This is a genomic window from Faecalimonas nexilis (assembly GCF_059731825.1).
On sequence record NZ_AP029189.1, the window covers coordinates 2,090,381 to 2,102,754 of the forward strand.

The following is a 12,374-nucleotide window of genomic DNA, read 5'->3' on the forward strand; positions in this document are numbered from 1 at the left end:
TCTCATAGCTTGTTTATATTTTATCCTTAATCAATAGAAATATGCATTTTTTGCAAGTCCTGAAGAGATTTCTTTGCCTCCATCAGTCTCTGCAGCCCCACAATATCCGTAGGGTTCAACATCTTTGTCGCAAACTCGATGCTGTTGTATTTTACGCGGATAATCGTCTCCTTCAACGCTTTCTCCTGCTCTTCTTTCGTGGTGAGTTCTCGAATCTTCGTATGGAACAACTCTGCCACTTCCCGGTGTTCTTCCTCATCTGTAAAATGATTCATCACCTTTGCCGGATTGACCTCTCCCGCTTCATACTGCTCATACAGAATCTCAGCAACTGTGCGGTAAAGTTCTTTTGTAAAATCTTCCGGTACAATATACTTTTTAATCTGTGCAAACAACGCCTCATTCTCTATCAGCCACGTCAGTAATATCTTCTGAGACTTCAGATTCCCATCTTCTTTTTGCTTTTCCCTGTTCGCCGTCTGTTTTGGCCGCTCCGCAGGTGTCGCCTGCCCCATTTGGATCGCCATCTTACCCACCAGTTTTTTCAATTCCTCATATCCAATCCGATATTTTTCAGCAACTGCTTCTATGTAATTGTTGCGCTCAATCTCTTCCTCAAACATGGTGAGACGTTTTGCTGCTTCTTTATGAAACGCAGTCTTTCCCTCCGGTGAGTTCATATCATACTCTTTTTCCAGAATCTCCAGGGAGAACAAAAATCCATTTCTTGCTTTATTGATCCTCTCCTCAAACGCCTCTGTTCCAAGATTCTTGATAAACTCGTCCGGGTCTTTATACGGCTCCATCCGGATAATCTTAGCTGTAATGCCTGCTTCTTTTAAAATCGGCATTGCACGAAGTGCTGCTCTTGTTCCGGCCTCATCGCTGTCATAGGTCAGATAAACTTCATTCACATACCGCTTGATCAGCGATGCATGTCCGGTAGTCAGCGCTGTCCCAAGCGATGCAACCGCATTCGTAAATCCTGCCTGATGAAGCGAAATCACATCCATATATCCCTCACAGATCAAAAAATAAGGTTTTCTGGATGTTCTGGCGCGATTCAATCCATAGAGATTCCTGCTCTTGTCAAACACTTCCGTCTCCGGCGAGTTCAAATATTTCGGCTTTGCATCTCCCATAACTCTTCCGCCAAATCCAATCACCCGGTTATTGACGTCCATGATCGGGAACATCACACGATTCCAAAATTTGTCGTGTGCCCCATGCCTTTCATCAACACTGATTAACCCCGCTTTTACAAGCAGTTCATCTTTATAGCCTTTTGTCTTTAAATACCGATACAGATCATCACTGTATTTATTCGAATATCCCAGACCAAAAGCGGTGATCGTCTCCTCACTCAGTCCTCTGCCAGTCAAATAGGTATGTGCCAGTTTCCCCTGCTCGGTCTTTAACTGGGCATAAAAATATTTTGCAGCAAGCTTATTGATCTCCAGCAGTGTCGCCTTCAGATCAGCTCTCTCTTTTGCTTCTTTAGAATACTCCACTTCCGGAATATCCACTCCTGCCCGCTCAGCAAGCATCTTAAACGCTTCCACGAAAGAATAATTCTCATATTCCATAATAAACGTAAATACATTGCCTCCCGCACCACATCCGAAGCAATAATACATCTGCTTTCCGCGGTTGACTGAAAAAGATGGGGATTTCTCATTGTGAAACGGACAAAGTCCAAAATAAGAACTTCCTTTTTTCTGTAACTTTACATATCCGGAAATGACGTCCACAATATCATTTTTTTGTCTTACTTCTTCTATTAAGTCTTCTGAAAAGTACATGTTGTCCTTCCTTCCAAATAAATTACCCTACATTTATACTTATTCGACAAATCCTTTTGATTTCCTTTAAATTTTCCAAGATTCCGGCACAAAAATTTCCTGAAACTTTTTTACCGCATAATTATCGGTCATCCCAGCTATATAATCACAGATAATCTGTTCTTTGCCGTCACCTCTCAGCACTGCACGTTGCAACTCCGGCTCAGGAAGTTTTTCGAAATGCTCCGAATAGTACTCATAGAGATTCTGTACCAATTTGATTGCTTTTTCCTCCTCGCTTTTTGCGAGAGGATTCCTGTAGACATTTTCAAACATAAATTTACGCAGTCCCATAAGTGCCGCTTCTACTTCTTCTGACATCTGAATCTTTGGTTGATCCATACTATGTATGATCACATCGTGTATCATCGTATTTAATCTTGCTCGGGTTGTGTTCCCTAATATTTTCCGATATTTTGGCGGAATGTCTGCTTCACTCAGTATCCCGCCGCGTATCGCATCATCAATATCATGATTGATATATGCAATCTTATCAGATAATCTCACAATCTGCCCTTCCAAAGTAAATGGCTTTCCCGATGTCTGATGATTTCGAATTCCGTCAACAACCTCCTCCGTCAGATTCAGTCCCTCTCCTCGTTTTTCTATGCATTCTACAACACGAACACTCTGCTCATTATGCTTGAACCCAAGCGGACAGATCTGGTTGAGCGCCCGCTCTCCGGCATGACCAAACGGGGTATGCCCAAGGTCATGTCCGAGACTGATGGCTTCTGCCAAATCTTCATTTAAGCGAAGTGCTTTTGCAATCGTGCGGGCATTCTGCGAGACTTCCAGCGTATGCGTCAGTCTCGTCCGATAATGATCTCCTTTCGGGAGCAAAAACACCTGTGTCTTTTGTTTCATTCTTCGAAATGCCTTACAGTGCAAAATTCGATCCCTGTCTCTTTGAAATACCGGTCGGATATCACATTCCTCTTCTTTTGCCTTTCTTCCTTTGGAATCCTTGCTCAACGTCGCATATGGACTCAAATACTCAATTTCTCGTAATTCTAATTGTTCTCGAATCGTCATCTTACTCTCCCTTATTTTTCAGTCGTTCCTCTATCGCATTTACAACCGTCTCAAGCACCTTGATTCTCGCATAATACTTGCAGTTTCCTTCCACTACAATCCAAGGTGCTTTTTCTGTGGAAGTTCGAATCAGCATCTCATTTACAGCTTCTTCGTACTGATCCCATTTTTCTCGGTTTCTCCAGTCTTCCTCCGTGATCTTCCACTGCTTGTCCGGATTTTTCTCACGTGCCCTGAACCTTCTCTCCTGTTCTTCCTTATCAATATGAAGCCAGAATTTCAGGACAACCGTACCGGCATTCACCAAATCCCGTTCCATGTCATTGATTTCCTTATACGCTCTCTGCCACTCTTTTTTACTGCAAAATCCTTCAATCCGTTCCACCAGTACCCTTCCGTACCACGTTCTGTCAAAAATAGCAATATGCCCTGCTTTTGGCATTGCTCTCCAAAATCGCCAAAGATAATGATGTGACCGCTCCATATCATTCGGTGACGCTGTCGGATGCACCACATATCCTCTCGGATCCATTTTTTCCGTCAGTCTCTTGATTGCGCCACCCTTGCCAGCCGCATCCCACCCCTCAAATCCTAATACAACCGGAATACCTTTCCGGTATAGTTCTCCATGCAGTTTTTCTATCTCTTTCTGCAGTTTCTTTAATCTCTTCTTATATTCCGCCTTCGTATAAGAACAATCCAAATTGGCTTTTGCCAAGACTGTCTCCGATATTTCATTGTTTACAAGCACTTTATCCGGCATGATTTCTTCTTGTTTTTCCTGTTTTCTTTTCTCTATTTCCGCCGAAAGGCAATTGATTACTGTCGTGTAGATTTTTATTGTTGCAAATCTTCGGTCTGTCGCTTCCACGATTGTCCACGGTGCATAGTCTGTATCGGTTTTCTGCAGCATCTCCTCATTCATTCTTTTATACTTTTTAAACTCTCGATTCCGCTTCAGATCTTTTTTGCTCACTCGCCACGCTGTCTCTTTCCTAGCCAATAATTTATCGAATCGCTTTTTCTGTTCCTCTTGGCTGATACACAAAAATATTTTGATCAAAACCATACCATCGTCTGTCAACTGCCGCTCAAAAGACTGAATCGAATCATACGCAGACAGAACCTCTTTTTCTCCTGCTTTCTTTTCAAACCGATCAATCAGGACTTTACGGTACCAACTGCTGTCATAAATTGCGATTCTTCCTTTTTCCGGCATTTTTGTCCAAAATCTCCATAAAAACGGATATTTCTTTTCTTCCTCACTTTCATTCTTTACTGCATACACTTCAAATCCTCTCGGATCTAATGGACGAATCAATTCTGCAATCTGAATTCCTTTTCCAGATGCGCCAAATCCTTCAAAGGCAATCATAATCGGAATATTTAAATTTCTGCACACTCGTTGTAACTGTGCAAGCTTTCTCTCCAGCACACTGATTCTTCTTTGATATTCGTCTTTCTCCATTTTCTTTGTCAAATCTATCTTTTCCAGCATAAATATTCCTCCCATTACAGATATTTTTATGCAATTACGCGATTTATTATACAATTATATAACAATTATCTTTTCTTTTCCATAATTATCTATATTTAATAAATTTTAAAAAAAGTGTTGACATTTCACACAAATCATAGTATTATAATCAAGTAGCAAGGAGCTGTTACGCAGGAGTGTCGGAACTGGCAGACGAGCAAGACTAAGGATCTTGTAAGCAATGCGCTTGTGTGGGTTCAAGTCCCATCTCCTGCATCTTAAAAGAAATCTTTCAAAGAAAGATTTCTTTTTTGTACTCTCTTTTAACTGATACTATTTTCCCTTTTTATAACTCAAAAAGAATAGCATTCGCTATTCTTTTTTAATCGGGGTGACAGGATTCGAACCTGCGACCTCCTGGTCCCAAACCAGGCGCTCTAGCCAAGCTGAGCCACACCCCGTTACTTTATTGAATTTTCATTACAATTATTAATCTTCCAATCGGGGTGACAGGATTCGAACCTGCGACCTCCTGGTCCCAAACCAGGCGCTCTAGCCAAGCTGAGCCACACCCCGTTATCATTCTTTGCATCTCTCAAAGACAAGTACAAGTATAACCAATTCTTTCCTTTTTGTCAAGCAATTTTGTTATTTTTTTCACTTATTTTGCTATTTTTCTTATTTTTTCTATTTCCCACACATTATACACATTTATTCACCAGTATATTACCGCAAAAAATCAGTACGTTTTCAAGCCATTTACGCATAAAAGAATCCCCGAAAACTCAAGGTTTCCGGGGATATGATTTTTTCCTAAGCTAATTTAGACTTTGCAACTTCTGCTAATGTAGCAAATCCTGCTGCATCATTTACTGCCATATCTGCTAAGATTTTTCTGTTCATCTCAACACCTGCTAATTTTAAACCGTGCATCATCTTACTGTATGATAAACCATTCATTCTAGCTGCTGCATTGATACGAGCAATCCATAACTGTCTCATCTGACGTTTACGTTGTTTTCTACCAGCATATGAAGATGTTAAAGCTCTCATTACTGATTGTTTTGCAACTCTATATTGTTTTGATCTGGCTCCTCTGTAACCTTTTGCCAGTTTTAATGTTCTGTTGTGTTTCTTTTTAGCGTTCATTCCGCCTTTAATTCTTGCCATGTCCTTCTAATCCTCCTTCAATTCTTCCAAAATCTTACAGATATGGTAAAACTTTTTTCATGTTCTTTACATTTGTAGCATCTGTAATAGTTGCCTGTCTAAGATTTCTTTTTCTTTTTGTAGATTTCTTAGTTAAGATATGGCTCTTGTAAGCTTTGTTTCTTTTTAATTTACCTGTAGCTGTTTTTTTGAAGCGCTTTGCAGCAGCTCTATTTGTTTTAATTTTTGGCATGATATGTTCCTCCTTAATATTTAGGTATTTATTTTTAACGTTTTTCAGTTAAAACCATACTAATGCTCCTGCCTTCGAGTTTTGCAGGTTTTTCAATGGCTGCAACATCTTTTAACATCTCTGCAAAATCATCCAGAATATGTTTGCTCGTCTGCATATGAGCCATCTCTCTTCCTCGAAAACGTAAAGTAACTTTTACTTTATTTCCTTTTTGGATAAATTTCTTTGCGTTGTTCACTTTCGTGTTCAAATCATTCGTATCGATGTTCGGCGAAAGACGCACTTCCTTTACCTCAACAGTTTTTTGTTTTTTCTTCGCTTCTTTTTCTTTTCTCGCCAGTTCATATCTGTATTTACCATAATCAATAATCTTACAAACTGGTGGTTTTGCTGTTGGAGCAATTTTAACCAAATCCAATTCTTCCTCTTCTGCCAGCTTCAAAGCTTCCCTTGCAGACATAACGCCTAACTGGTCACCATTCTCTCCTATTAAACGTACTTCCTTGTCTCTGATTTGCTCGTTGATCATTAAATCGCTAATTGTAGTGCACCTCCATAAATAAAATAATCTTTACTTTACTCTAATTTTTTCATATAATTGATGCGTAAAAAAAATGAATAGCTCACAGCTATCCACTCCATTTCTGCACACAAAATAGAAATTCTATTTTTATGCTTCAATATCAACCATTAGTCACCCACTTGTGCTAAGGTGAGAGTGGAACTCTGCTTTCTTTTTGCCTTACGCATGTATTAACATATCACAGCTCACCATTTTTGTCAACGTTTTTTTCATTTTTTCTTATTATTCTTACACCATTCTCAAAATTGTTCGCATTAAAAAACAGATTGCGCTCTTTTTTTCTTGCATTCTTTTCACTTTTATGCAATAATAAGGCTACTTAACTTAGTCTAAATGAATTTTGAGGAGGATTTTTTATGTCACAAAGAAGTAATTTTTCCAGCAAGATTGGATTTGTACTTGCTGCTGCCGGGTCTGCTGTAGGGCTTGGTAACCTTTGGAGATTCCCGTATCTCGCAGCAAAATATGGAGGAGGAACATTTCTTCTTGTATATCTGATTCTTGCAGTCACATTCGGTTTTTCATTAATGATTGCTGAAATCGCAATCGGAAGAAAGACAGGGCTCAGCGCAATTGGCGCTTTCAAAAAATTAGATAAACGCTTTGGTTTTCTAGGAGTACTCGCCGCAATCATACCGATTATCATCTTTCCTTATTATAGTGTAATCGGCGGATGGGTAATCAAGTATTTTGTTACATTTGTAACAGGTAATGTACAGGCAGCTGCCGATGATGCTTATTTTAATAATTTCATCGGCACTACAGGGGAACCAATTGGATGGTTCTGTCTCTTTATTGCATTCACTTCGATCATCGTTCTTCTCGGTGTAGAAAAAGGAATCGAGACAGTGAGTAAATTTATGATGCCTGTATTAGTTGTCTTAACTGTCATTATCGCAGGATACGGACTTACAGTGGACGGAGCAATTGATGGTCTGATTTATTACGTAAAACCAAGTATGGAAAACTTCTCCGGAATGACTGTCATAGCAGCAATGGGACAATTATTCTACTCAATGTCTCTTGCGATGGGAATTATGATTACATATGGTTCTTATATGAAAAAAGATAATAATTTGGAAAGTTCTGTTCGCCAAATCGAGGTTTTTGATACCGGTATTGCATTTATGGCAGGACTTATGATCATCCCTGCAGTATTCGCTTTCTCAGGCGGAACAGCAGAGCAATTGGGACAAGGACCTGGACTTATGTTTGTAATGCTTCCAAAAGTATTTAACAGCATGCCAATGGGTGGTGCAATCGGAACTCTTTTCTTTATTCTGGTATTTTTTGCTGCACTGACCTCTTCCATCTCACTGATGGAGACAATTGTTTCTATTTTAAGAGATAAATTCCACTGGAGCCGTAAATTTACTTGTATTATCGTTACGGTAATTGCATTGATAATGGGTATCCCATCTTCTTTAGGATTTGGAATCTGGAGCGACATCACATTCCTTAACTTGTCAATCCTGGATGCATTCGATTTCCTCAGCAACAGCATATTGATGCCAATCCTTGCATTCTTCACTTGTATTTTTGTCGGATTTGTCATCAAGCCAAAAGTTGTTATCGACGAAGTAAAAAGCTCAGACGGAACATTCAAAGGCGAGAAGTTATTCGTAGTTATGATCAAATGGATCGCACCGATTTGCTTAATTGCAATCCTTGTAAGTTCCGTAGGAAATGCAATGGGATGGTGGACAATTTAATATTCCATTAAAAAGGAGAAATTCATTTGAATTTCTCCTTTTAATATTTCATGCCGATAAATAAAATCTGTAAGATCACACCGATCACAATCGAACCAATATACAACATTGCTGTTATTTTTAAATTTTCTTTTTTGTCCCGATTATTTTTCCACAATACAATCAGTCCCATTCCGCCGCTTGCCAACAGTCCTGCCATCACAGCCGGAAGCGCAAGAACTCCTTTCATATATAGCTCTGTAATCAGTATCGATGAGGCACAATTCGGAATCAGGCCTACCGATGCGCTTAGAATAATCTGAAACGGCGAGTCATTCATCAAGATCTCTTGAATTCTTTCAATTCCAATTCCCTCGATAACCACATTCAATACCATCGAAAACAACATAATGTACAAAAGTGTTTTCAAAGAATGAGATACGACCGCTTTCAAGATTCCGTCATGTCCGCCACAGCAGGAACATCCCCGCTCTTCCCATACGCTTTCTTGTTTTACAGAAAAGCGCTTTCTTTTGCAAAATAAATCTACGAGATATCCAACAACAATTGCAATGACAACTTTGAGACCTAAAATTGTAAGAATCTTACCTCCACTCTTCGGATATCCCAACATAACAATGATTGCCTCATCTGATGTTGACATAAACACAGCAAGAAGCGTTCCAACCGAGACAAGCCGCTCTGCATACAGATTTGCCGCCACCACGGAAAATCCACATTGCGGTATACACCCAAACAGCGCTCCGATGATCGGTCCTGCTTTGTTTCCCTTCATCAGAATCCGGTCTCGTTTCTCTCCTGTATACTTTTCTACTAATTCAATCAGTAAAAATGCAAAAAGCAAAAACGGGATCATCCTCGCCCCATCAATCAGCACATCTTTACAGATTTCCCATACTGCACTCAACGCTTATCCCCCATAAAGAATACGGCCACAACACCGGCACCGGTGTGGCTTCCAATAACCGAACCGATTCCGTTAATCATCACGTTGTGAATCCCAAAGCGTTCTTCTACCTGTTTCTTCACAAATTCAGCGTCCTCTATACAATCACCATGCGTAATCATCACGATATCGTTATCATATCCCTGCATCTGCTTTTCCATACGGTCTACAATCGAAACCAATGACTTCTTTCTTCCTCGCTCTTTGCCAATGACAACCAGCTTTCCCTCATCGCTCATATGGATGATCGGCTTAATCTTAATCATAGAGCCAACAACCGCAGTCGTCTTAGAGATACGTCCTCCTCTGTGAAGATGATTAAGGTCATCCACAGTTACATTGTGACAGATATGAAGCTTATTCGCTTCCACCCATTTTGCAATCTCTTCCATTGACATCCCGTGTTCCTTCAATTCTAACGCTTTATATAGAAGTAATCCTTCTCCCATGCATGCACATAGACTGTCTATAGCAATAATGTTGATGTCCGGATATTCTTCTTTCAAGTCCTCTGCCGCCATCCGTACACTGTTATAACTTCCACTCAATCCGGAAGAAAAGCCGATATAAAGAATATCTTTTCCTTCTTTTGCAAACGGCTCCAGCGCTTCGCGCGCCTGTTCCGGATTAATCTGAGACGTTGTGGGAAGCGAACCCGCCCTCAGCTTTTCAAAAAATTCTTTATGCGACAGCCCATCCATCTCTTCATATGTAACTCCGTCCATAATGTAAGACAGTGAGATGATCGGAACTTGTTTGGACTGTAAATATTCTTTTGGTAAATCCACAGTACTGTCTGATACAATTACAAACTCATTCATCTTTTTCCCTCCTGTTTGCCAATATTTATTTCTCTATTCTATCACTTTTTCTTTTCTTTCGCAAAAAGTTTTTCATGGTGTAAATAAGAGATTTTCGCAAAAAGTACGCCGAAGCGTACTTTTAATTCAATTTAATATTCAAATAACTTCTTCCTGATAATGTTTTGTTAAATGCAATAGAGCAGATAATAATGATTGTTCCCGCCAAAAATCCAATCCAGTTAAAGCACGCTGTAAGAACCAAAAGCAACAGACGCATAAATTTCAACGCATATCCAAGCTCAAAATTCGGCTGTGTATAATTCGCCACAGCGACAAACGCCATATAGAGCATAACCTCTGAGTTGAACCATCCTGATTTGACCGAAAATTCCCCCATAACGATACCGGCAATTACACTGAGCGGCGTACTTAACATACTTGGCGTGTTCATCGCCGCAAGTCGAAGACCATCGATTGCAAGCTCCAATATCAGCAATTGGAAAATAAGCGGAATATTGACCGTATCTTTCAATGACACAAACTGAAATGCCTCCGGAAGCCAATTGAGATTTTGCATAAACAACAAAAATGCCGGTGTCAGAAAAACTGTTGCAAAGGTAATAATCGCCCTCGATACCTTCAAATATACATTCGTAAGAGTTGGAAAATAATAGTCGTTTGCCTCCTCAATAATGTCTAAAATCGAAGTCGGAAGAATCATCGCAGACGGTGAATTGTCAACTAAAAGTACGACTTTCCCTTCTAGCAAACACACGGACGCCGTATCTGGTCTCTCTGTAAACTTAAATTTCGGGAACGGGTTGAACCATTTTCGTTTGAACAATTCTTCCGCAAGACTTTGCTGATTCATCCGCAGCGCATCCACATTGATTGTATCAAGCCTTTTCAATAAATTGTCTAACAGTTCCTGGTCCACTCTGTCCGACATATAGCAGACTGCTACATCGGTTCGCGAACTATTTCCAATCTCTATCATCTTCATCACAAGATGAGGATCTCGTATTCTCCTCCTCATCAACGCCGTATTAAACACGATCGTCTCCACGAACCCATCTCTTGATCCACGGAGTGATTTATCCTTATCTGGCTCTTCTACTCCTCTTGCCGGATATGTGCGACAGTCAATCGCAATGCAAGCCTCATATCCGTCAATAAACAGACAGGTGACTCCGGACAATATATTTCGGATGATCATATCAAAATCAGCAATAATGTCCACTTCCACATACGGAAGCGCCATCTTTGAAAACCCGGTTGCATTACTTGGCATATCGTCTTTTTTCAACGCAAAAAAAGATGTCATGATTTTAAGCATTGTCTCATCTTTCGTAAATCCATCAATGAAGTAAAATGTACTCTGCTTTTCTCCGATAATCATATCACGCTGAATCAGGTCAAAACTTTCACTGACCGGAAGTATGCTGTTTAAATACGTCACATTTTCCTGAAGCGATGCTTTCACCTGTTTTGTCACTTTTTTATCTACCATACAAAAACCTCCACATTTGTCATCTCTTGGTTAGAATTCCCAAATGTGGAGGTTTTATACTGCATTCCTCTTATTTTGTTGTGCTTCCAAATCCACCGTTTCTTACTTCGGTCACATCATCATCTATTGTAATCCCATATTCTACGAAGATTCCCTGCATAAATCCGGTTCCCTCAGAAAGTTCTACAATCTTTCCTTCATTCGTATCATTTGTCAGTTTTGCAAAAATATGCCCTTCATTGTCCGAATAAAAGTAATCACTGTCGATAATACCAACCGTATTATTAAGCTGCAGACGAAATTTAAAACCAAGTCCACTTCTCGGATAACATTTTAAAACCCAGTTTTCTTCCATCTCCACACGGATTCCGGTCGGAATCTTCACTGTCTCTCCCGGTTGAATTGTCAACGATATCGGGGTATAGAAATCATATCCCGCCGAACCCGAAGTTGCTCTTTTCGGCAGTTTGACAGCATCATAAATCTTTTGGATCTCGCTTTCTCCCGCCTCACCAAATGTATCTATCCATCCTTCTTTAAATTGTTCAAAACTTACTTTGTGAAACTTAGCAATCCTCTTCATGTAATACAATTTCTCCTTTTTCTAATGTCTTTTGTACATCAATCACCTTCTGATTGGAACTTCCCTTCCAATGTAGCGTAGCATCCTTTTTATCTACTTCAAACTCTCCATCCACAAGCACATCTACATATTTCATCAGTTTCATCGTCTGAATCTGTTCCCACGTAGATCCGGTATATAACCAAATTGTCTTTGTCGGATATTTTTCTTTGATTTCTTTTGCAAGCGCTGTCACTTCATACACGTTGTTGATATGAAGCGGATCACCTCCACTAAAAGTGATACCGCTGACATAACTTTTCTCTAATTCATCAAAAATCTCCTGTTTTGCCGACTCATCAAATTCCAATCCTCCATTCGGATCCCAGGTGATAGGATTATGGCATTCCTTACAGCAATGCACACAACCAGATACCCATAGTACAACACGAAGACCATCTCCGTTTAACATATCATCTTTTGTAATATTATGATAACGCATA

At 39.9% G+C, this 12,374-nt stretch carries 12 protein-coding genes and 3 tRNA genes; 2 read left to right on the forward strand and 13 right to left on the reverse strand.

The features are described 5' to 3' along the window. Window positions 1-26: 26 nt before the first annotated feature. The 3 genes from dnaG to pap form a co-directional block, all read right to left on the reverse strand. Window positions 27-1,802: a DNA primase gene (dnaG, locus tag AC6I5B_RS10670; protein ID WP_270651327.1), complete on the reverse strand. Its 1,776-nt coding sequence runs from the start codon at window positions 1,800-1,802 to the stop codon at window positions 27-29. A 66-nt stretch (window positions 1,803-1,868) separates the two neighbouring features. Then, window positions 1,869-2,876 (reverse strand): deoxyguanosinetriphosphate triphosphohydrolase, encoded by a 1,008-nt coding sequence (locus AC6I5B_RS10675; RefSeq protein WP_071143906.1) that lies wholly within the window; start codon window positions 2,874-2,876, stop codon window positions 1,869-1,871. A 1-nt stretch (window position 2,877) separates the two neighbouring features. Next, entirely contained in the window at window positions 2,878-4,374 is a 1,497-nt protein-coding gene (pap, locus tag AC6I5B_RS10680) for a polyphosphate:AMP phosphotransferase (protein WP_071143905.1), read from the reverse strand. 170 nt (window positions 4,375-4,544) lie between these two features. Here pap and AC6I5B_RS10685 point away from each other — a divergent pair. Then, a tRNA-Leu gene (locus tag AC6I5B_RS10685) sits at window positions 4,545-4,629 on the forward strand. Window positions 4,630-4,739: 110 nt separating this feature from the next. Here AC6I5B_RS10685 and AC6I5B_RS10690 read toward each other — a convergent pair. The 5 genes from AC6I5B_RS10690 to infC all read right to left on the reverse strand — a co-directional run bounded on the left by AC6I5B_RS10690 (window position 4,740) and on the right by infC (window position 6,284). Next, window positions 4,740-4,814 (reverse strand) — tRNA-Pro (locus AC6I5B_RS10690). Window positions 4,815-4,854: 40 nt separating this feature from the next. Then, a tRNA-Pro gene (locus AC6I5B_RS10695) sits at window positions 4,855-4,929 on the reverse strand. A 237-nt stretch (window positions 4,930-5,166) separates the two neighbouring features. Further along, on the reverse strand, window positions 5,167-5,523 hold the full coding sequence (gene rplT / locus AC6I5B_RS10700) for a 50S ribosomal protein L20 (protein ID WP_004613562.1): 357 nt from the start codon (window positions 5,521-5,523) through the stop codon (window positions 5,167-5,169). A gap of 34 nt (window positions 5,524-5,557) precedes the next feature. Then, window positions 5,558-5,755, reverse strand: a complete 198-nt coding sequence (gene rpmI, locus AC6I5B_RS10705) for a 50S ribosomal protein L35 (protein WP_004613563.1) — start codon at window positions 5,753-5,755, stop codon at window positions 5,558-5,560. 34 nt (window positions 5,756-5,789) lie between these two features. Next, window positions 5,790-6,284 (reverse strand): translation initiation factor IF-3, encoded by a 495-nt coding sequence (infC, locus tag AC6I5B_RS10710; RefSeq protein WP_004613564.1) that lies wholly within the window; start codon window positions 6,282-6,284, stop codon window positions 5,790-5,792. 410 nt (window positions 6,285-6,694) lie between these two features. On the opposite strand from infC, the gene AC6I5B_RS10715 reads away from it, so the two are divergent. Then, on the forward strand, window positions 6,695-8,050 hold the full coding sequence (locus tag AC6I5B_RS10715) for a sodium-dependent transporter (protein WP_071143885.1): 1,356 nt from the start codon (window positions 6,695-6,697) through the stop codon (window positions 8,048-8,050). A gap of 40 nt (window positions 8,051-8,090) precedes the next feature. Here the strand turns inward: AC6I5B_RS10715 and AC6I5B_RS10720 are convergent, their stop codons facing one another. From AC6I5B_RS10720 to nrdG, 5 genes are all read right to left on the reverse strand, one after another. Next, window positions 8,091-8,957 carry a putative manganese transporter gene (locus tag AC6I5B_RS10720; protein WP_004613567.1) on the reverse strand — a complete coding sequence of 289 codons (867 nt, stop codon included), beginning with the start codon at window positions 8,955-8,957 and terminating at the stop codon, window positions 8,091-8,093. Continuing rightward, the gene (locus AC6I5B_RS10725; RefSeq protein ID WP_071143884.1) at window positions 8,954-9,817 is read right to left on the reverse strand and encodes a DegV family protein; all 864 of its coding nucleotides are present in this window, start codon (window positions 9,815-9,817) and stop codon (window positions 8,954-8,956) included. Before AC6I5B_RS10725 ends, AC6I5B_RS10720 begins: the two co-directional genes overlap by 4 nt. 121 nt (window positions 9,818-9,938) lie before the next feature. Continuing rightward, window positions 9,939-11,309 carry a spore germination protein gene (locus tag AC6I5B_RS10730; RefSeq protein WP_004613569.1) on the reverse strand — a complete coding sequence of 457 codons (1,371 nt, stop codon included), beginning with the start codon at window positions 11,307-11,309 and terminating at the stop codon, window positions 9,939-9,941. Window positions 11,310-11,379: 70 nt separating this feature from the next. After that, a complete protein-coding gene (locus tag AC6I5B_RS10735) occupies window positions 11,380-11,892 on the reverse strand; it encodes a dCTP deaminase/dUTPase family protein (RefSeq protein WP_004613570.1) in 513 nt (170 codons plus the stop codon). Continuing rightward, complete coding sequence (nrdG, locus tag AC6I5B_RS10740; protein WP_004613571.1) at window positions 11,876-12,373, reverse strand: anaerobic ribonucleoside-triphosphate reductase activating protein; 498 nt, start codon at window positions 12,371-12,373, stop codon at window positions 11,876-11,878. Before nrdG ends, AC6I5B_RS10735 begins: the two co-directional genes overlap by 17 nt. Between the last annotated feature and the right edge of the window lies 1 nt (window position 12,374).

What these genes read in the sequence shown, in the direction of transcription:
- dnaG (WP_270651327.1), bottom strand. Translation starts at nt 1,802, where the DNA reads ATGTACTTTTCAGAAGACTTAATAGAAGAAGTAAGACAAAAAAATGAT.
- AC6I5B_RS10675 (WP_071143906.1), bottom strand. Translation starts at nt 2,876, where the DNA reads ATGACGATTCGAGAACAATTAGAATTACGAGAAATTGAGTATTTGAGT.
- pap (WP_071143905.1), bottom strand. Translation starts at nt 4,374, where the DNA reads ATGCTGGAAAAGATAGATTTGACAAAGAAAATGGAGAAAGACGAATAT.
- rplT (WP_004613562.1), bottom strand. Translation starts at nt 5,523, where the DNA reads ATGGCAAGAATTAAAGGCGGAATGAACGCTAAAAAGAAACACAACAGA.
- rpmI (WP_004613563.1), bottom strand. Translation starts at nt 5,755, where the DNA reads ATGCCAAAAATTAAAACAAATAGAGCTGCTGCAAAGCGCTTCAAAAAA.
- infC (WP_004613564.1), bottom strand. Translation starts at nt 6,284, where the DNA reads ATGATCAACGAGCAAATCAGAGACAAGGAAGTACGTTTAATAGGAGAG.
- AC6I5B_RS10715 (WP_071143885.1), top strand. Translation starts at nt 6,695, where the DNA reads ATGTCACAAAGAAGTAATTTTTCCAGCAAGATTGGATTTGTACTTGCT.
- AC6I5B_RS10725 (WP_071143884.1), bottom strand. Translation starts at nt 9,817, where the DNA reads ATGAATGAGTTTGTAATTGTATCAGACAGTACTGTGGATTTACCAAAA.
- AC6I5B_RS10730 (WP_004613569.1), bottom strand. Translation starts at nt 11,309, where the DNA reads ATGGTAGATAAAAAAGTGACAAAACAGGTGAAAGCATCGCTTCAGGAA.
- AC6I5B_RS10735 (WP_004613570.1), bottom strand. Translation starts at nt 11,892, where the DNA reads ATGAAGAGGATTGCTAAGTTTCACAAAGTAAGTTTTGAACAATTTAAA.
- nrdG (WP_004613571.1), bottom strand. Translation starts at nt 12,373, where the DNA reads ATGCGTTATCATAATATTACAAAAGATGATATGTTAAACGGAGATGGT.